The sequence below is a fragment of the Micromonospora sp. WMMD987 genome, assembly GCF_029581435.1.
GTDB classification, from domain to species: Bacteria; Actinomycetota; Actinomycetes; order Mycobacteriales; family Micromonosporaceae; genus Micromonospora; species Micromonospora rifamycinica.
In genome coordinates, this window is the sequence record NZ_CP120861.1 from 4,411,349 (window position 1) to 4,432,896 (window position 21,548).

The following is a 21,548-nucleotide window of genomic DNA, read 5'->3' on the forward strand; positions in this document are numbered from 1 at the left end:
GTCCACGTCGAACACGTCGTCACCTCTCTCAGACGGAGATCGCCGCCGGGGCGTCCGCCCGGTCGCCGTACATCAGCTCGTGCAGGTGGGCGGCGATCCGCTCCGGTGTCGGGTGGGTGAAGACGAGATTGGCGGCGATCTTGTGGTCGGTCAGGTCGCGCAACCTGTTCCGCAGCTCGATGGCGGTGAGCGAGTCGAAGCCGACCTCGAACAGCCCCTGGTCCGCCTCGACGTGGTGGCCCGCCCGGTAGCCCAGGACCGCGGCCACCTGCGCCCGTACCAGATCCAGCAGGACCCCGGCCCGCTCCCGGGCCGGCAGCCCGGCCAGCCGCTCGGAGAGCCGCCCGGCCTCGTCGCCGGCCGCCACCCGCGCCTGCTGCCGACCCGACCGCACCAGCCCGCGCAGCAGGTGCGGCACCGCGCCGCCGGCCGCCGCGTCCGCGCGCACACCGCGCAGGTCCAGCTTCGCGGGCACCAGCGACGGCTGCCCCGACCCGACGGCGGCGTCGAAGAGCTCCATCCCCTCCCCGGGGGTCAGCGCCAGCAGCCCGCCACGCCGGGTCATCCGGGACCTGGCGAGCTCGTCGGTGCCGGCCGCCATGCCGCCGGTGGACTGGTCCCACAGGCCCCAGGCCAGCGACAACCCCGGCAGACCCACCGACCGGCGCTGCGCCATCAACCCGTCCAGGAACGCGTTCGCCGCCGCGTAACTCCCACTACCGGCACCCATGAACACCGCCGACACCGACGAGTACACGACGAACGCCGTCAACGGCAGCTCCCGCGTCAACGCGTCCAGATGCCGCACCGCATCCACCTTCGGCGCGAACACCTCCGCCAGCCGCTCCGGCGTGATCGTCCCGATCACCCCGGCGTCCGCGACACCGGCCGTGTGCACCACCGCCGTCGGCGGGTGCTGCGCCAGCAGGGCCGCCACCTGATCCCGGTCGGCCAGGTCAGCGGCCACCACCACCACCTCGGCACCCTGCCCGGTCAGCTCGGCGACCAGCTCCGCCGCGCCCTCGGCGGCCGGGCCACGCCGGCTGGCCAGCACCAGCCGCCGCACCCCGTGCCGGGCGACCAGGTGCCGGGCCGCCAACGCGCCCAACGACCCGGTGCCCCCGGTGACCAGCACCGTCGGATCCGGGCCGAACACCTCCCCGGCGGCCGGCACCTCCCCGGCGACCCGGGCGAGCCGCGGCACCGACAGCGTCCCGCCGCGCACCGCCACCTGGGGCTCGCCGGAGGCCAGCACCGCACCCCACAGCGCGTCCGTCGGCTCCCCGGCGGCCGGGTCCAGGTCGACCAGGACGATCCGGTCGGGGTTCTCCGCCTGGGCGGCCCGCACCAGGCCCCAGACCGCCGACCCCGTCGGGTCGGTCACCGCACCGTCCCCGGCGGGCACCGCGCCCCGGGTGGCGACCACCAGCCGCGACTCCTCGAACCCGCCACCGTCGAGCCAGCACTGGACCGCGTCCAACACCCGGGTGGTCGCCCCCAGGACGTCGGCGTCGCCGACGACCTCCAGGACCGCCGCCGCCGGGGCTTCCGCGCGCCCCGACAGCACCTCGTCGGCCAGGGTGGCCACCTCCTCGGCGTCCGCGACGGGAAGCCGGGACGGCGAGGAGCCGACCCGCGGTGACGGCAGCCCGACCCACTCCAGCCGGAACATCGAGTCGGCGAGCGCGGTGCCCGCCGCCGCCGCCAACTGCGCCGCGGACACCGGCCGGCCGACCAGCTGATCCATCGTCACGACCAGGCCACCGGCCTCGTCCGCAGCTTCCAGCGCCATCGCGTCCGGCCCGGGGCTGGTCACCCGCACCCGCAACACCGCCGCGCCGGCGGCGTGCAGACGCAGCCCGTTCCACGCGAACGGCAGCGACAGCTCCTGCTCGCCCGGTGCGTCGGCGGCGACCGCCGCGCCGACGAGGGTCGAGTGCAGGGCCGCGTCCAGCAACGCCGGATGGATCCCGAACCTGCCCGCCTCCGCGCGGTGCTCCTCGGGGAGCGCCACCTCGGCGAAGACCTCGTCCGCCCGCCGCCACACCGCCCGGACGGCCCGGAACGTCGCACCGTACCCGTAGCCCACCTCGGCGAGCCGGCGGTACCCGTCGCCGATGTCCAACGGCTCCGCGCCCGGGGGCGGCCAGGCGGTGAAGTCGAAGCCGCCACCGTGCCCCTGCGGCGCGGCCACCGCGAGCACGCCGCTGGCGTGCCGGGTCCAGCCGTCCGCGTCGGCGTCCTCACGCTGGGAGAACACCTCGACGGTACGGGCACCGTCGGGGCCCGGCCCGCCCAGGGCGACCTGCACGCGGACCGCGCCCTGCCGGGGCACCACGAGCGGCGCCTCGATCACCAACTCGTCGAGCACCGAACAGCCGGCCTCGTCCCCGGCACGGACCGCCAGCTCGACCAGCCCGGCCCCGGGAACCACCACCACGTCCCGGACGGCGTGGTCGGCCAGCCAGGGGTGCGAACCCAGCGAGAGGCGTGCGGTGACCACCAGGCCGTCGGACTGCGGCAGCCGGACGACCGCGCCGAGCATCGGATGGTCGGCGCCGGCCAGCCCCAGGGAGGTGGCGTCGGTGGCGGCCCCGCTGGCGTGCAGCCAGTAGTGCTGGTGGTCGAAGGCGTAGGTCGGCAGGTCGACACGGGTGGTCGGGGCGGGCAGCACGCCGCTCCAGTCCACCGGGACGCCACGGACGGACAACTCCGCCATCGAGGTGAGCAGCCGCCGCTGCCCGCCCTCGCCGCGCCGCAGCGACCCGACCACCACGGCATCGATGTCGTCGGTGCTCTCGGCGATCGGCTGGACCAGCACCGGGTGCGCGCTGACCTCCACGAAGACCCGGTGCCCCCGGTCGACCAGTTCGGCCACCGCGGCACCGAAACCCACCTGGTGGCGCAGGTTGCGGAACCAGTAACCGCCGTCGACGACCCCGGCGTCGGAGATCCACTCACCGGTCACCGTGGAGAGGAACGGCATCTCCGGCGCCTGCGCGCTGATCCCCGCCAGCGCCTCGGCCAGGGTGTCCCGGAGACGTTCGACCTGCCGGCTGTGCGAGGCGTAGTCCACCGCGATCCGGCGTACCCGCACCCCGTCGGCGGCGAACGCGTCGAGCGCCTCGTCCAGCGCCCCGGCCTCGCCGGCGATCACCACCGAGCCGGGACCGTTGACCGCGGCCACCTCGACCCGGCCGTCCCACGGCGCGAGCCGGGCGGTCAGCTCGTCCACCCCGAGGGAGACCGAGGCCATGCCGCCGCGCCCGGACAGCTCGGCCGCGATGGCCTGACTGCGCAACGCCACCACCCGGGCCGCATCCGGCAACGACAACGCCCCCGCCACACACGCCGCCGCGATCTCACCCTGCGAGTGACCGACCACCGCGTCGGGGACCACCCCGACCGAGGACCACACCGCCGCCAGCCCCACCATCACCGCGAAGCTCGCCGGCTGGAGCACCTCCACCCGCTCCATCAACGCGGGGTCGCACTCCCCCCGCAACACCTCCGGCAGGGACCAGTCCGTCCACGGCGCCAACGCCGCCGCACACTCGGCGATCCGCCCCGCGAACACCGGGGAGGCGTCCAACAACTCCCGACCCATACCCACCCACTGCGTCCCCTGCCCGGGAAACACCCACACCAGCTTCCCCGGGGCGCCCGAGGCCGCCACCCGGCCCGCCACCACATCGGGGGCGCTCTCGCCCCGCGCCAGCGCCCGCAGGCCGGTGAGGGCCTCCTCGGTGGACCCCGCCACCACCACGGCCCGCTCGCCGAACACGGCCCGCCCGGACACCAACGCCCGCGCCACCGCCGCCAGCGGAACACCGTCGGCGTCCTCGACCATGGTGGCCAACCGTCGGGCCTGCCCGGCCAGCGAGCCGGCGCTGCGCGCCGACAGCACCAACGGCAGTGGCCCGTCCGGCGTCGCCGCGGCCACCGGGGTCGCCGGTCCGGACGGCGCGGCGGGTCCGGCCGGTTCGGCCGGCGCCTCCTCGATGATCAGATGCGCGTTCGTGCCGCTGATCCCGAACGACGACACCCCCGCCCGGCGCGGACGCCCCTCACGCGGCCACTCACGGGGCCTCGTCAGCAGTTCCACCGCACCCTCGGACCAGTCCACCTGCGAGGTGGGGGCGTCCACGTGCAACGTCGGGGGGATGACCCCGTGCCGCAGCGCCTGCACCATCTTGATCACCCCGGCGACGCCCGCCGCCGACTGCGCGTGGCCGATGTTCGACTTGATCGAACCCAGCCACAACGGCCGGTCGGGCGACCGGTCCCGCCCGTACGTGGTCAGCAGGGCCTGCACCTCGATGGGATCCCCCAGCGGCGTCCCGGTCCCGTGCCCCTCCACGACGTCCACGTCCGCCGGTTCCAGACCCGCGCTGGCCAGGGCGCGGCGGATCACCCGCTGCTGCGACGGACCGTTCGGCGCGGTCAACCCGTTGGACGCGCCGTCCTGGTTCACCGCGCTGCCCCGCAGCACCGCCAGCACCCGGTGCCCGCGCTCCCGGGCCACCGACAGCCGCTCCAGCACCACCACGCCGGCGCCCTCGGCCCAGCCGGTGCCGTCCGCGCCGTCCGCGTACGACTTGCACCGGCCGTCCCCGGCCAGGCCACGCTGGCGGGAGAACGCCACGAAGGTGCCCGGTGTCGCCATCACCGTCGCCCCGCCGGCCAGCGCCATCGAACACTCGCCCTGACGCAGCGCCTGCGCGCCCAGATGCATGGCCACCAGGGAGGAGGAGCACGCCGTGTCGATGGTGACCGCCGGCCCCTCGAACCCGAACACGTACGACACCCGGCCGGACGCCACACTGGCCGCCCCCGCCGTGCTCGCGAAGCCCTCCAGCTCGGGCGCGGACACCCCCATCCCGTAGCCCTGGGCGGAGATGCCGGTGAAGACACCGACGTCGCCGCCCCGCAACGAGGTCGGATCGATGCCGACGCCCTCCAGCGCCTCCCACGACACCTCCAGCAGCAGCCGCTGCTGCGGGTCCATGGCCAGCGCCTCCCGCGGCGAGATCCCGAAGAACCCGGCGTCGAACAGGCCGGCGTCGGCGAGGAAACCCCCCTGGCTGGTGGTGGAGGTGCCCCGGTTGTCGGGATCCGGGTCGAACAGGTCCGTCAGGTCCCAGCCCCGGTCGGTGGGGAAGGGCGACACCCCCTCCCGACCGTCGTGCACCAGCCGCCACAGGTCGTCCGGGTTCGTCACCCCGCCGGGCAGCCGGCAGGCCATGCCCACGATCGCGATCGGCTCGTCCGGATCCGCCACGGCGGCGGCCCGGGTGGGGGTGACGGCCACCCGCTCGCCCAGCACCTCGTGCAGGTAGCGGGCGAGGGCGACCGGATTCGGGTAGTCGAACACCAGGGTCGCCGGCAACTTCAGCCCGGTCGCCTCCCGCAGCCGGTTACGCAGCTCCACCGAGGTCAACGAGTCGAAGCCGGCGTCCTTGAACGCGGTGTCCGGGCGTACCGCGTCCGCGCCGGCGTGCCCGAGCACGAACGCGACCTGGCCGCGTACCAGGTGCAGCAGCAGCGCCTCCTGCGCCGCCGGGTCGAGACCGGCCAGCCGGCCCACCAGGTCCTGGTCCCCGGCCACCGCCGCCCGCGCCTGCTGCCGGACCGGCCGGACCAGGCCGCGCAGCAGGTACGGCACGTTCGCCCGGTTCGCCCGCAGGTCCAGCTTGACCGGCACCAGCAGCGCCAGGTCGGCCCGGACGGCGGCGTCGAACAGGGCCATGCCCTCGGCGGGCGTGATCGCCAGGACCCCGCCCCGGCTGGCTCGGGCCTGGTCGGCGTCGCCCAGGTGGGCGGTCATCCCGTCGGTCTGCTCCCACAGTCCCCACGCCAGCGACACCCCCGGCAGGCCGGCGGCCCGACGCCGGGCGACCGCGGCGTCCAGGAAGGCGTTCGCCGCCGCGTAGTTGCCCTGCCCGGCGGAACCGAACACCCCGGACGCGGACGAGAACACCACGAACGCGTCGAGGTCGAGGTCCCGGGTCAGCTCGTCGAGGTGCCGGACCGCGTCCACCTTGGGGGCGAACACGGTGGCCAACCGGTCGGCGGTCAGCGCCTGAAGCACGCCGTCGTCCAGCACGCCCGCGGTGTGCACCACCGCCGTCGGCCGGTGCGCGGCCAGCAGCGTCGCCACCTGGTCGCGGTCGGACACGTCGCCGGCCACGACCGACACCGCCGCGCCCTGCCCGGTCAGCTCGGCGACCAGCGCGCCGGCACCGTCGGCGGCCGGACCACGCCGGCTGACCAGAACCAGCCGTCGTACCCCGTGCCGGGCCACCAGATGCCGCGCGACCAGCGCGCCCAACGACCCGGTGCCGCCGGTGACCAGCACCGGACCCGTCCCGCCGAACCCGGCCGGGCCGGCCCCGGGCTCGGTGTCCCGGGATACGGAGCCCTCGGTGTCCCGGGGCGCCGGGAGATCCGCGACCCGGGCCAGCCGGGGCGCCGAGAGCACGGTGCCCCGCACCGCGACCTGCGGTTCCCCCGATGCCAGCACCGGCCCCAGCGCCGGCCCGACGGCGCCGTCGGCGTCGAGGTCCAGCAGCACGATCCGGTCCGGGTTCTCGGCCTGCGCCGACCGCGTCAGCCCCCACACCGCCGCCGCGGCGGCATCGGCCACCCCGTCGTCACCGGCGGGCACCGCGCGCCGGGTCACCACCACCAGCGGCGTGTCCTGCGGCCCGCTGTCGAGCCACACCTGGAGGACGTCCAGCGCCCGCGCGGTCACCGCCAGCGGGTCGTCCCCGCCGGCCGCCTCGAACACCGCCACCGCGGGTGGCCCGTCGGTCAGGGCGGCCACGTCGGCGGCGGTCGCCACCGTCGCCCACGACGACACGGGTTCCCCGGCGGCCACCGGCAGCGCGGTCCACTCCACCCGGAACAGCGAGTCGCGGCCGCCGGCCGGGTCCTGCTGGTCGACGGAGACCGGCCGGGACACCAGCGAGTCCACCGACACCACCGGGGCGCCGGTGGGGTCCGCCGCCTCCACCGCGATGGCGCCCGGACCGGCGGAGGCGATCCGCACCCGCAGCGCCGACGCACCGGCGGCGTGCAGCACCATCCCGTTCCAGGCGAACGGCAGCACCGGCGGACCGCTCTCCTCGGCCGCCGCGGTGCCGAGCATGCCGGCGTGCAGGGCGGAGTCCAGCAACCCGGGGTGGATGCCGAAGCCGGCCGGTACGGTGCCGGCCTCCGCCGGGAGCGCCACCTCGGCGAACACCTCGTCACCGCGCCGCCACACCGACCGCAGCCCCTGGAACGACGGGCCGTACGCGTAGCCCCGCTCGGCCAGGTCGGCGTAGAGACCGGCCACCTCGACCGGCTGCGCGCCCGGCGGTGGCCAGGCGGTGAAGTCGAACCCGGAACCCCGCGCCGCCGGCCCGTCCGACAGCAGGCCCGTGGCGTGCCGGGTCCACTCGTCTTCGTCGTCGTCGCGCAGCGAGTACACGTCCACCGAGCGGGTGCCGTTCTCCCCGGCGGCACCGACGGCCACCAGCACCCGTACCCCGCCGCGCTCCGGGACGAGCATCGGCGTGGAGATGACGAGTTCGTCGAGCACCCCGCAGCCGACCTCGTCGCCCGCCCGGACCGCCAGCTCGACCAGGCCGGTGCCGGCCACCAGCACCCGGCCGCCGATCGCGTGGTCGGCCAGCCACGGATGCGACCGCAGCGACAGCAGCGACGTGAAGACCAGCCCGTCGGACTGCGGCAGGCGCACCACCGCGCCCAACAGGGGATGGTCGACGGCGGACTGCCCCAGCGACGTCGCGTCCGCCCCGGACCCGCCCGGCGGCAGCCAGTAGTTGCGCCGGTCGAAGGCGTACGTCGGCAGGTCGACGTGCCCCGTCACCGGCGGCAGCAGGCGGGTCCAGTCGACCGGGACGCCCCGGACGAACAGCTCGGCCAGCGCGGTCAGCAGCGTCCGGTCCTCCGGGCGGCCGTCACGCAGCGCCGGGACGCACCTGACCTCGGCGTCCAGCGCGGCGGCGGTCTCCGCGACCATCGCGGTCAGCGCCGCGCCCGGCCCGAGTTCCACGAACAGGTCCCCGCCCTGCGCCACCGCGGCGGCGATCCCGTCGGCGAACCGGACCGGTCGGCGTACGTGCTCCGCCCAGTACCCCGGGTCGGCGAGTTCGCCCGGTTCCGCGAGCCGGCCGGTCACGTTCGACACCACCGGGATCGTCGGCGGCTGCCACGAGACCCCGGCCAGCGCCGCGGTGAACCCGGCCAGCATCGGTTCCATCTGGTGCGCGTGGAAGGCGTGCGAGACCACGAGCTGCTTCGCCTTGTGGCCCCGCTCGCGCAGCCGGTCCGCCGCGGCGAGGGTGGCGTCGTGGTCACCGGAGAGCACCACGGAGGACGGGCCGTTGACCGCGGCGAGTTCGACCCGGGCGTCGAGCAGGTCGGCGACCTCGGCCTCACCGGCGGCCACCGCGACCATCGCCCCGTCCGGCGGCAGCGCCTGCATGAGCCGGCCGCGCGCCGCGACCACCCGGGCCGCGTCGGCCAACGACAGCACCCCGGCCGCGTACGCGGCGGTGATCTCGCCGATCGAGTGCCCGATCACCAGGTCCGGCCGCACCCCCCACGACTCCACCAGCCGGAACAGCGCGCTCTCCACGGCGAACAGGCCGGCCTGGGTGAACACCGTCTGGTTCAGCAGGTCACCGCTGCGCGGCAGCCGGCCCAGCACCACGTCGCGCACCGGGTGGTCGGTCCATCCGGCCAGTTCGGCGTCCAGGTGCGCGCAGGCCTCGTCCAGCGCCTGCGCGAAGACCGGATACCGGTCGTACAGCTCACCGCCCATGCCGGCCCGCTGCGAGCCCTGGCCCGGGAAGACCAGCACGACCCTGCCGGCCGGACCGGAGCCGGTGACCACCTCGGGCACGGCCTCGCCGCCGGCCAGCGCACCCAGCCCGGCCACCGCCTGCCCGGTCGTCTCCGCCACCAGCACGGCGCGTTCGCCCAGCACCGCCCGTTCGGTCAGCAACGCCCCCGCCACCCGGGCCAGCGGCAGCGTGGTGCCGGTGAGGAAGGAGGCCAGCCGGCCCGCCTGCGCCGCCAGCGAGGCGGCGCTGTGGGCCGACACCACCAGCGGCACCAGCCCGGCGGGCTGAGCCGGCACGGCGTCGGTGGCCGGAGCCGGCACGGCGTCGGTGGCCGGAGCCTCCTCGAGGATCACGTGCGCGTTGGTCCCGCTGATCCCGAAGGCGGAGACCCCGGCCCGACGCGGGTGGCCGTCGCGCGGCCACTCGCGCGCCCCGGTCAGCAGTTCGACCGCGCCCGCCGACCAGTCGACCTGCGGGGTCGGCTCGTCCACGTGCAACGTGGGCGGCAGCACCTCGTGCCGCAGCGCCTGCACCATCTTGATCACCCCGGCCACGCCCGCCGCCGCCTGAGTGTGGCCGATGTTGGACTTGATCGAGCCGAGCCACAGCGGACGGCCCGGCCGCCGGCCCTGACCGTAGGTCGCGATGAGCGCCTGCGCCTCGATCGGGTCACCCAGCGCGGTCCCCGTACCGTGCGCCTCCACGGCGTCCACCTCGGCCGGGGTCAGCCCGGCCCCGGCCAGCGCCTTGCGGATCACCCGCTGCTGCGACGGACCGTTCGGCGCGGTCAGCCCGTTGGAGGCGCCGTCCTGGTTCACCGCGCTGCCCCGCAGCACCGCCAGCACCCGGTGCCCGCGCTCCCGGGCCACCGACAGCCGCTCCAGCACCACCACGCCGACGCCCTCGGACCAGCCGGTGCCGTCCGCGGCGGCGGCGAACGCCTTGCTCCGGCCGTCGGCGGCGAGCACCCGCTGCCGGGAGAACGCCACGAACGTGCCCGGCGTCGGCATCACCGTCGCCCCGCCGGCCAGCGCCATCGAACACTCCCCCAGCCGCAGCGACTGCGCGGCCAGGTGGATCGCCACCAGCGACGACGAACAGGCGGTGTCGATGGTGACCGCCGGCCCCTCGAACCCGAAGGTGTACGACACCCGGCCGGACGCCACGCTCGACGCCGACCCGGTGCCGGCGAAGGCCTCCAGATCCGGCGTGATCGACCCGGCCCCGTAGCCCTGGGTGAACACCCCGGAGAACACCCCGACGTCGGTGCCGTGCATCGACGTCGGGTCGACCCCGGCGTCCTCCAGCGCCTCCCACGACGTCTCCAGCAGCAACCGGTGCTGCGGGTCCATCGCCAGCGCCTCCCGGGGGGAGATCCCGAACAGGCCCGCGTCGAACTGCCCGGCGCCCGTCAGGAAGCCACCCTGGCTGGTGTACGACGTGCCGGAGCGGTCCGGGTCCGGGTCGAACAGTCCGTCCAGGGGCCAGCCCCGGTCCTCGGGAAAGTCGGAGAGGGCGTCCACCCCGTCGACGACCAGCCGCCACAGGTCCTCCGGCGAGGCCACGCCACCGGGGAACCGGCACGCCATGCCCACCACGGCCAACGGCTCGTCGGCGTGCCCGGAACCCCGCTGCCGCAGGGTGTGCAGCTCGGCCGTGACGCGCTTGAGGTACTGGAGGAGTTTCTCGTCCGTGGCCATTCTCGTCTGTCCTCACGAAGGTGTCGATGGGGTCCGGCGTCGCGCACGAGGTCAGGTGAGTCCGAGCTCCGCGTCGATGAAGTCGAGGACGTCGTCGGCGGTGGCGGATTCGAGCTGTTCGGCCACCGAGGCGGTCCCGCCCTGCTCGCGGACCCCGGCGAACCTGGCGACCAGGCCCTGGAGCCGGAGGGTGAGCGCGGAGCGGGCGGACTCGTCGAGCGCCAGGTCGCCGATCAGCGACTCGACCTCCTCGATCCGGGCGGTGACCTGGGTGAGCGCGTCACCGCCGGTGCCCAGTTCGTCGCGCAGGTGCCGGGCGAGGGCGGCCGGGGTGGGATAGTCGAAGGCCATCGTGGCGGGCAGCTTCAGGCCGGTCGCCTCGCGCAGCCGGTTGCGCAGCTCCACCGACGTCAGCGAGTCGAACCCGGCGTCCTTGAACGCCCCGTCCGCCCGGACGGCCGCCGCACCGGAGTAGCCGAGCACCACCGCCACCTGGGCACGCACCAGGTCGAGCAGCAGCGCCTCCTGTTCCGCGGGGGAGCGTCCGGCGAGCCGCTGGGCCAGCCCGCCGTCGCCGCCGGCCGCGCGCCGCGCCTGCTGCCGCGCGGGCTTCACCAGGGCGCGCAGCAGGTGGGGCACCACCCCGCCGGCCCGCAACTGCCGCAGGTCGAGCTTGACCGGCACCAGCAGCGCGGGCCCGGCGGCGAGCGCGGCGTCGAACAGCTCGACGCCCTCCGCCGCGGTGATCGCCCGTACGCCGCCCCGGCTCATCCGGGCCTGGTCCGCCCCGCCGAGGTGCGCGGTCATGCCGGTGGCCTGCTCCCACAGGCCCCACGCCAGCGACACCCCGGGCAGGCCGGCGGCCCGGCGGTTCGCCATCGCGGCGTCCAGGAAGGCGTTCGCCGCCGCGTAGTTGCCCTGGCCCGGGGAACCGAACACCCCGGAACCGGAGGAGAACACCACGAACGTGTCGAGGTCCAGGTCCCGGGTCAGCTCGTCGAGATGCCGTACGGCGTCCACCTTGGGAGCGAACACCCGGGCCAACCGCTGCGGGGTCAACGCCTCGATCACCCCGTCGTCCAGCACCCCCGCCGTGTGCACCACCCCGGTCGGGCGGTGTCGCGCCAGCAGGGCCGCCACGTCCTCGCGCCGGGACAGGTCACAGGCGACGGTCGTCACCTCGGCGCCCTGCCCGGTCAGCTCGGCGACCAGGTCCGCCACGCCCTCGGCGTCCGGGCCGCGCCGGCTGGCCAGCACCAGCCGTCGTACGCCGTGCCGGTGTACCAGGTGCCGGGCCGTCAACACCCCGAGCACACCCGCGCCGGACACCAGCACCGTCGCGTGCGGACCGAACCCGGCGGGGGTTCCCGGTACGGGCGCGTCGACCCGGACCAGGCGCGGGACGAGGAGCGCCCCCGCGCGGACGGCCACCTCCGGTTCACCGCTGGCCAGCACCGCGCCCAGCACGTCGTCCACGGCACCGTCGGCGTCGGGGTCGAGCAGGACGATCCGGTCCGGGTTCTCCGCCTGGGCGGAACGCACCAGGCCCCACACCGCAGCCGCGGTCGGATCGACCACCGCCGCGTCGTCGACCGGGGCCGCGCCCCGTACCACCACCAGCAGCGGCGACTGCTCCGCGCTCGCGAGCCGGTCCTGGAGCGCGGCCAGCGCCCGCGCGGTCACCGCGAGGGTGTCGGCCCCACCGGCCACCTCCAGCACCTCGACGTCGGGCCGGGGTCCGGCCGACGTCGCCGGAGCGGGCAGCCGGGTCCACTCCACCCGGAACAACGCGTCGCGCGTCGGCGTCGGGGCGGCGGGTCCGGCGACGGGGAGCGGCCGGAACGCCACCGACCCGACCGTCACCACCGGGCAGCCGGTCCCGTCGGCCGCCGCCAGCGAGACGACGCCGTCCGCGCCGGGCACCAGCCGTACCCGCAGCGCCGGGGCACCGGCCGCGTGCAGGGCCAGCCCGGTCCAGTCCGCCGGCAGCCACGGCCCGTCCGAGCCGTCCCCCGTGGTGGGCGGGGCGGCGTGCAGGGCCGCGTCCAGCAGCGCCGGATGGATCCCGAAGCCGTCGGCGTCCGTGCCCCCGTCGTCCGGCAGGGCGACCTCGGCGAACACCTCGTCGCCGCGCTCCCACACCGCGCGCAGCCCCTGGAACGCGGGGCCGTAGGCGTAGCCCCGCGCGGCCAGCTCGGCGTAGCGGTCGGCCGGGTCGACCTGCTGGGCGCCGGCCGGCGGCCACGCGGTGAAGTCGAACCCCGGGTCCGGTGGCGACCCGGCGGACAGCGTGCCCCGGGCGTGCCGGGTCCAGCCGTCGTCCACCCCGTCGGGCAGCGAGTGCACCTCGACCGTCCGGGTGCCGTCGTCCGCCGGCCCGCCCACGGTCACCTGCACCCGGACCCCGCCCTCCTCGGGCAGCACCAGCGGCGACTCGGTCACCAGCCGGTCGAGCGTCGGGCAGCCCACCTCGTCGCCGGCCCGCACCGCGAACTCCACCAACGCGCTGCCGGGGAGCACCGTCACCCCGCCCACGCCGTGGTCGGCGAGCCAGGGGTGCGCGCGCAGGGACAGCCGCGTGGTGAACACCCGGCCGTCGGACCCGGGCAGCGCGACGGTCGCCCCGAGCAGCGGGTGCTCCGTCGGCCACTGGCCCAGCGACGCCGCGTCGGTCGCGGACTCCTCGGGCCGGAGCCAGAAGTGCTCGTGGTCGAAGGCGTAGGTCGGCAGGTCGAGGTGCCCGGCGGCGGAGGGCAGGATCCCGCGCCAGTCGACCGGGACACCGTGGACGAACAGCTCGGCCACGGAGGTCAGCAGCCGGCGCGGGCCGCCGTCGTCGCGACGCAGCGTCCCGGTCACCACGACGTCGGTGTCGTCGACGGTCTCGCTGATCGGCTGGACCAGTACCGGGTGGGCGCTCACCTCCACGAACACCCGGTACCCCTCGGCGACCAGATCGGCCACCGCCGGCCCGAACCCCACCTGCCGACGGAGGTTCTCGTACCAGTAGCCGCCGTCCACCACCCCGGCGTCGCGGATCCACGTGCCGGTCACGGTCGACCGGAACGGCACCACCGGGGCCTGGGCGGTGATCGGAGCCAGCGTGTCGGCGAGGGCGTCTCGGATGTCCTCCACGTGCCGGCTGTGCGAGGCGTAGTCCACCGCCACCCGCCGTACCCGGACCTCCTGCCCGGCCAGCGCCTCCAGCGCCTCGTCCAGCGCCTCGGCGTCCCCGGCGACCACCAGCGACGTGGGGCTGTTCACCGCCGCCACCTCGACCCGGTCCGCCCAGGGCCGCAGCCGGTCGAGGGCGTCGGGCTCGCTCAGCGCGACCGAGGCCATCCCGCCCCGGCCGGACAGCTTCGCGGCGATGGCCTGGCTGCGCAGCGCCACCACCCGGGCGGCGTCGGCGAGGGAGAGCGCGCCGGCCGCGCAGGCCGCGGCGATCTCGCCCTGCGAGTGGCCCACCACCGCGTCGGGCACCACGCCCACCGACGTCCACACCGCCGCCAGCCCCAGCATCACCGCGAAGCTGGCCGGCTGGAGCACGTCGACCCGCTCGGCCAGCCCCGGATCGGCGTCGCCGCGCAACACGTCGACCAGCGACCAGTCGATCCACGGTGTCAGCGCGGCGTCGACCTCGGCGATCCGGGCGGCGAAGACGGGGGACGCGTCGAGCAGCTCCCGGCCCATCCCCACCCACTGGGTTCCCTGCCCGGGGAACACCCACACGACCCTGCCCGCCGGCCCCGAACCGGTCAGCACGCCGGGGGCGCTCTCGCCCCGGGCCAGCGCGGCCAGCCCGGCCGACGCCTCCCCGACCGTGCCCGCGACCACCACGGCGCGTTCGTCCCAGCGTGGCCGGTCCGCCACCGCGCCGGCCACCTCGGCCAGCGGCACCGGGGCCGACTCCAGGTACGACGCGAGCCGGGCGGCCTGCCCGGCCAACGACCCGGTGGTGCGGGCCGTCACCACCAGCGGCACCACCTCCGAGGCCAGTGGCACCACACCCCCGGCCAGCGGCGTCACAGCCGACGCCGGCAGGTCCGCGCCGGACTCCTCGGCCGCCTCCCCGGGTACCTCCTCCGGCGCCTCCTCGATGATCAGGTGGGCGTTGGTCCCGCTGATCCCGAACGACGAGACCCCGGCGCGACGGGGCCGGTCACCGCGCGGCCACGAACGGGCCTCGGTCAGCAGCTCCACCGCACCCGCCGACCAGTCGACCTCCGTGCTGGGCGTGTCGACGTGCAGGGTGGGCGGTAGCACCCCGTGCCGCAACGCCTGCACCATCTTGATCACGCCGGCCACCCCGGCGGCGGCCTGGGTGTGCCCGACGTTGGACTTCACCGAGCCCAGCCAGAGCGGCCGCTGCGGATCCCGACCCTGGCCGTACGTGGCCAGCAACGCCTGCGCCTCGATCGGATCGCCCAGCACCGTGCCGGTGCCGTGACCCTCCACCACGTCCACCTCGGACGCCGCCAACCCCGCACTCGCCAACGCCGCCCGGATCACCCGCTGCTGCGACGGACCATTCGGCGCCGTCAACCCATTCGACGCACCATCCTGATTCACCGCCGAACCCCGCAACACCGCCAACACCCGATGCCCACGCTCCCGCGCCACCGACAACCGCTCCAATAACACCACCCCCACCCCCTCCGCCAACCCCATCCCGTCCGCACCCTCCGCGAACGCCTTACACCGCCCGTCCGCCGCCAACCCCCGCTGCCGGGAGAAGGACAGGAAGGAACCCGGCTGGGCCATCACCATCGCGCCGCCGGCCAGCGCCGCCGAGCACTCGCCCTGCCGCAGCCCCTGCACGGCCAGGTGGATCGCCACCAGCGACGACGAGCAGCCGGTGTCCACCGTCACCGCGGGCCCCTCGAACCCGAACACGTAGGACACCCGGCCGGTCGCGATGCACGGCGCGGCACCCGTACCGGCGAAGCCCTCCAGCTCCGGCGCGACCGGACGGCCGGAGCCGGCCCCGTAGCCCTGGCTGGACAGCCCGGCGAACACCCCGACGTCGCTGCCGCGCCAGGACGACGGGTCGACGCCCGCCCGTTCCATCGCCTCCCAGGAGGTCTCCAGCAGCAGCCGCTGCTGCGGATCCATGGCCAGCGCCTCCCGCGGCGAGATCCCGAAGAACCCCGCGTCGAACCGGCCCGCGCCGTCGAGGAAACCGCCCCGGCTCGTGTACGACGTGCCCGGCCGGTCCGGATCCGGGTCGAACAGGGCGTCGAGGTCCCAGCCCCGGTCGGTGGGGAAGCCGGCGACCGCGTCGACCCCGTCGGCCACCACCCGCCACAGCTCCTCGGGAGAGGTCACCCCGCCCGGATACCGGCAGGCCATCCCGACGATCGCGATCGGCTCCCGGGCCTGGTCCTCGACCTCGCGCAGCCGCCTGCGGGCGTCGCGGGCGTCACCGATGGCCCTCCTGAGGTAGTCGCGGAGTTGTACCTCGTCAGCCATGGAAAGTCAGCTCCCCGGGATGTCCGTGTGTCCGATTGCCGGTCTGCGGTGGTGCGGTGGTCAGGCGAAGCGGTCGACGAGCGCGAAGAGCTCCTCGTCGCTGGCGGTGTCGAGGTCGTCGTCGGAGGGGCCGGGATCGGCCGCCGCCTCGGCCGCGTTCAGCAGCTCCCGCAGGCGGGCGGTGATCCGGTCGCGGGCCTGCCCGTCCCCGGCGACGGCACCGATCGCCGGGGCCAGGCCGTCGAGACCGGCCAGCACGGAGTCGACCGGCGACACCTCCTCGACGGCGATCTCCCCGCGCAGGTGCCGGGCCAGGGCCTGCGCGTTCGGGTAGTCGAAGACCAGCGTCGCCGGCAGCTTCAGCCCGGTCGCCTCGCGCAGCCGGTTACGCAGCTCCACCGAGGTCAGCGAGTCGAACCCGGCGTCCTTGAACGCCGCGTCCGGCCGCACCGCGCCCGCCTCGGCGTGCCCGAGCACCACGGCGACCTGGGTCCGTACCACGTCCAACAGCAGCGCCTCCTGCTCGGCCGGGGCGAGCCCGGCGAGCCGGCGGGCCAGCCCACCGTCCCCGCCGGTCGCGGCCCGCGCGGACTGCCGGCCCGTCCGGACCAGGCCACGCAGCAGGTGCGGCACGCCGCCACCGGCGAGGGCGTCGGCCCGTACCTCCCGCAGGTCCAGCCGGACCGGCACCAGCAGGCCCGGACGGCAGGCCAGGGCGGCGTCGAACAGCTCCATGCCGTCCACGGACCCGAGGCCACGGACCCCACCGCGCCCCTCCCGCCGGCTCATCCGGTCCAGGGTGAGCTCGTCGATGGTGTCCGCCATCCCGGTGAGCTGCTGCCACGGCCCCCAGGCCAGCGACAGCCCGGGCAGGCCCGCCGCCCGCCGCTGGGTCATCAGGCCGTCCAGGTACGCGTTGGCCGCCGCGTACCCGCCACTGCCCGCCCCCATGAAGATCGACGAGGCGGACGAGTACGCCACGAACGCGTCAAGGGGGAGGTCACGGCTCAACTCGTCCAGGTGCCGGACCGCGTCGACCTTCGGGGCGAACACCCGGGCCAGCTTCTCCGGGGTCAACGCCCCGACGACGCCGGCGTCGAACACCCCCGCCGTGTGCACGATCGCGGTCGGCCGGTCGGCCGCCAGCAGGGCGGCGACCTGGTCCCGGTCGGACAGGTCACCGGCCCACACCGACACCTCGGCGCCCTGCGCGGTCAGCTCGGTGACCAGCTCGGCCACCCCGTCGGCGGCGCGGCCCCGGCGGCTGGCCAGCACCAGCCGCCGTACCCCGTGCCGGCCGACCAGGTGCCGGGCCGCGAGCGCGCCCAACGTGCCGGCGCCCGAGATCAGCACCGTCGACTCCGGACCGAACCCGGACGCGACGTCCGGGTCCGGGGTGGCCCGGGCGAGACGCGGCACGGACAGGGTGGTCCCCCGCACCGCCACCTGCGGCTCACCGCTGGCCAGCACCGCGCCGAGCACCGCCTCCGGGCCGTCGGCGACAGCCGGATCGCCGTCCAGCAGCACGATCCGGTCCGGGTTCTCCACCTGGGCGGCCCGCACCAGACCCCACACCGCCGAGGCGGCCGGATCGGTCACCGTGCCGTCCCCGGCGGGCATCGCACCCCGGGTGGCCACCACCAGCCGCGACTCGTCGCGCTCGCCCGCGGCCAGCCAGGCCTGCACGACCGCCAGGACCCGCGACGTCACGGCCAGCGCGTCGCCGGCGCCGACCGCCGCCAGCACCACCGCCGCGGGCGGGTCGGTCAGGGCGGCCACGTCGTCGGGGCCGTCCACCGCCACCCACGACGGCGCGGGGTGCCCGCCGGCCGGGGGCAGCTCGGTCCAGTCGACCTGGAACAGCGCGTCGGTCCCGGCCGGATCCACCTGCCCGGTGGCCACCGCGCGCAACACCAGCGAGTCCATCGTCAGGACCGGCCCGCCGGTCTCGTCGGCGGCCTCGACGACCATCGTGTCCGGTCCGCCGGTGGTGACCCGGACCCGCAGCGCCGACGCGCCCACGGCGTGCAGCATCAGCCCGTTCCAGGCGAACGGCATCACCGACCGGCCGGGTTGCTCGGCCGGCCCGGCCGCCGCGGCGGCGACGGTGCCGGTCTGCAGGGCGGCATCCAGCAGCGCCGGGTGCAGGCCGTACCCGGCCGCCTCGGCGCGGTGCTCCTCGGGCAGGGCGACCTCGGCGAACACCTCGTCGCCGCGCCGCCACACCGTCCGCACCCCCTGGAACGCCGGTCCGTAGCCGTACCCCCGTTCCACCAGGTCGGCGTAGAAGTCGCCGACCTCGACCCGCTGCGCGCCCGGGGGCGGCCACGCGGTGAAGTCGAACCGGTCGCCGGTGTCGCCCGACCGCGCCGACAGCGCACCCGTGGCGTGCCGGGTCCACCCGTCGGCGGTGTCGTCGCGCAGCGAGTACACGTCCACCTGGCGTACGCCGTTGTCGTCCGGTCCGCCCACCGCGACCTGGACCCGCACGCCACCGTGTTCCGGCACCACCAGCGGTGTCTCCGTCACGAGCTCGTCCAGCACCGGACAGCCCACCTCGTCGCCGGCCCGCAGGGCCAGCTCCACCAGGCCGGTGCCGGGGAAGAGCACCACCCCGCCGATGGCGTGGTCGCCCAGCCAGGGATGCGACCGCACCGACAGCTGCGCGGTGAAGACCACCCCGTCGGACTGGGGCAGCCGCACCACCGCGCCCAACAGCGGGTGGTCCGTCGTGGCCTGGCCCAGCGCCGTCGCGTCGGTCGCCGTGTCGGCCGACCGGAGCCAGTAGTGCCGGTGGTCGAAGGCGTAGGTGGGCAGCTCCACCCGGGCCGACGTCGCCCCGGCCGGCAGCCACCGGGTCCAGTCCACCGGCACGCCCCGGACGAACAGCTCGGCCATCGAGACGAGCATCCGGCGCGGGCCACCGTCGTCACGGCGCAGCGAGCCGGTGACCAGCACGTCGGCGTCGTCCACCAGCTCGTTGACCGGCTGGACCAGTACCGGGTGGGCGCTGACCTCGAGAAAGATCCGGAACTGCCGGTCCAGCAGGTCCGCCACCGCCGGGGCGAACCGGACCTGGTTGCGCAGGTTGCGGTACCAGTACCCGCCGTCCAGCACCCCGGCGTCGGAGATCCACTCGCCGGTCACGGTCGACCGGAACGGCACCACCGGCGCCTGCGCGGTGATCCCGGCCAGCGCCCCGGCCAGCGTGTCCTCGATGTCCGCCACGTGCCGCGAGTGCGAGGCGTAGTCCACCGCCACCCGCCGTACCCCGACGTCCTGGCCCGCCAACGACTCCAGCGCCTCGTCCAGCGCCTCGGCGTCCCCGGCGACCACCACCGACGTCGGGCCGTTCACCGCCGCCACCTCGACCCGGTCGGCCCACGGCGCCAGTCGGGCCAGCGCGTCGTCCTCGCTCAGCGCCACCGTCGCCATGCCGCCCTTTCCGGACAGCGTCGCGGCGATCGCCCGGCTGCGCAGCGCCACCACCCGGGCGGCGTCGTCGAGGGACAGCGCCCCCGCCACGCAGGCCGCCGCGATCTCACCCTGCGAGTGACCCAGCACGGCGTCGGGCCGTACGCCGGCCGACGTCCACACCGCGGCCAGGCCGAGCATCACCGCGAAGCTGGCCGGCTGGAGCACGTCGACCCGATCGGCCAGCTCCGGGTCGGCCTCGCCGCGCAGCACCTCCTCCAGCGACCAGTCGATCCACGGTCCCAGGGCGGTCGCGCACTCGGCGATCCGGGCGGCGAACACCGGCGAGGAGTCCAGCAGCTCGCGGCCCATCCCGGCCCACTGCGAGCCCTGGCCCGGGAAGACCCAGACCAGCTTCCCGGGGGCACGGGCGCTGCCGGTCACCACCCCGGCGGCGTCCTCCCCCCGGGCGAGGGCACCGAGCCTGGCCAGTGCCTCCTCGGACGAACCGGCCACCACGACGGCGCGGTCGTCGAACACCGCCCGGCCGGCGACCAACGTGGCGGCCACCCCCGCGAGCGGCGGGCGGGCCGTGGCGAGGAACCCGGCCAGCCGCTCCGCCTGACCGGCCAGCGCCGCCGCGCTGCGCGCCGTCACCACCAGCGGCAGCACCCCGGACGCCGGCAGCTCGGCGGCGGGCTCCTCGGCGGGCGCCTCCTCGATGATCAGGTGGGCGTTGGTCCCGCTGACCCCGAACGACGACACCCCGACCCGGCGTGGATGCCCGTCGCGCGGCCACGGTCGGGCCTCGGTCAACAGCTCCACCGCGCCCTCGGACCAGTCCACGCCGGTGCTGGGCGCGTCGACGTGCAGGGTGGGCGGCAACACCCCGTGCCGCAACGCCTGCACCATCTTGATCACACTGGCCACCCCGGCGGCGGCCTGCGCGTGGCCGACGTTCGACTTCAACGACCCGAGCCAGAGCGGTCGCTGCGGATCCCGGCCCTGGCCGTAGGTGGCCAGCAACGCCTGCGCCTCGATCGGGTCGCCGAGGGAGGTGCCGGTGCCGTGGCCCTCCACCACGTCCACCTCGGACGCCGCCAACCCCGCACTCGCCAACGCCGCCCGGATCACCCGCTGCTGCGACGGACCATTCGGCGCCGTCAACCCGTTCGACGCACCATCCTGATTCACCGCCGAACCCCGCAACACCGCCAACACCCGATGCCCACGCTCCCGCGCCACCGACAACCGCTCCAACAACACCACCCCCACCCCCTCCGCCAACCCCATCCCGTCCGCACCCTCCGCGAACGCCTTGCACCGCCCGTCCGCCGCCAACCCCCGCTGCCGGGAGAACACGACGAAGGAGTTGGGGCTGGACATCACCATCACGCCGCCGGCCAGCGCCATCGAGCACTCGCCCTGCCGCAGCGCCTGCGCCGCCAGGTGCATCGCCACCAGCGACGACGAGCAGGCGGTGTCCACCGTCACCGCGGGCCCCTCGAAGCCGAACACGTACGACACCCGGCCCGAGGCGACGCTCGACGCCACCCCGGTCCCCGCGAAGCTCTGCATCTCCGGCCCGATCGGGCCGGAGCCGTAGCCCTGCGGAGCGGTGCCGACGAACACCCCGACGTCGGTGCCCTTCAGCGTGGTCGGGTCGACGGCGGCGTGCTCGAACGCCTCCCAGGATGCCTCCAGCAGCAGCCGCTGCTGCGGGTCCATGGCCAGCGCCTCCCGCGGCGAGATGCCGAAGAACCCCGCGTCGAACAGCCCCGCCTCGTGCAGGAAACCACCCTGGTCGACGTACGAGGTGCCCGAGTGGTCGGGGTCGGGGTCGAACAGGTTGTCCAGGTCCCAGCCCCGGTCGGCCGGGAAGCCCGACACCGCGTCCCGCCCCTCGGACACCAGCCGCCACAGGTCCGCCGGCCCGGCCACCCCGCCGGGCAGCCGGCACGCCATCCCGACGATGGCGATCGGCTCCCGGGACGCGCCGAGGAGCTGGCGGTTGCGCTTCTTCAGCTCACCGGCCTCGGCCACCGACCGCCGCAACGCCTCGACGACCTTCTCGTACGACGCACTCACCAGACGCCCCTCACTCCTC

Annotated in this window: 3 protein-coding genes; all 3 read right to left on the reverse strand. The window is 75.8% G+C overall.

Features of this window, described 5'->3' with window-relative positions:
- Positions 1–28: 28 nt before the first annotated feature.
- Genes O7612_RS18770 through O7612_RS18780 form a run of 3 tightly spaced genes read right to left on the reverse strand, consistent with a single transcriptional unit; the run spans position 29 to position 21,529 of the window.
- A complete protein-coding gene (locus O7612_RS18770) occupies positions 29–10,555 on the reverse strand; it encodes a type I polyketide synthase (RefSeq protein WP_282266031.1) in 10,527 nt (3,508 codons plus the stop codon).
- A gap of 51 nt (positions 10,556–10,606) precedes the next feature.
- Positions 10,607–16,027 carry a type I polyketide synthase gene (locus O7612_RS18775; protein WP_282266033.1) on the reverse strand — a complete coding sequence of 1,807 codons (5,421 nt, stop codon included), beginning with the start codon at positions 16,025–16,027 and terminating at the stop codon, positions 10,607–10,609.
- Between the two features lie 60 nt (positions 16,028–16,087).
- On the reverse strand, positions 16,088–21,529 hold the full coding sequence (locus O7612_RS18780) for a type I polyketide synthase (protein WP_282266035.1): 5,442 nt from the start codon (positions 21,527–21,529) through the stop codon (positions 16,088–16,090).
- Between the last annotated feature and the right edge of the window lie 19 nt (positions 21,530–21,548).

Bases quoted from the DNA above. Each gene is read 5' to 3' on its own strand.
- O7612_RS18770 (WP_282266031.1), bottom strand. From the start codon at position 10,555: ATGGCCACGGACGAGAAACTCCTCCAGTACCTCAAGCGCGTCACGGCC.
- O7612_RS18775 (WP_282266033.1), bottom strand. From the start codon at position 16,027: ATGGCTGACGAGGTACAACTCCGCGACTACCTCAGGAGGGCCATCGGT.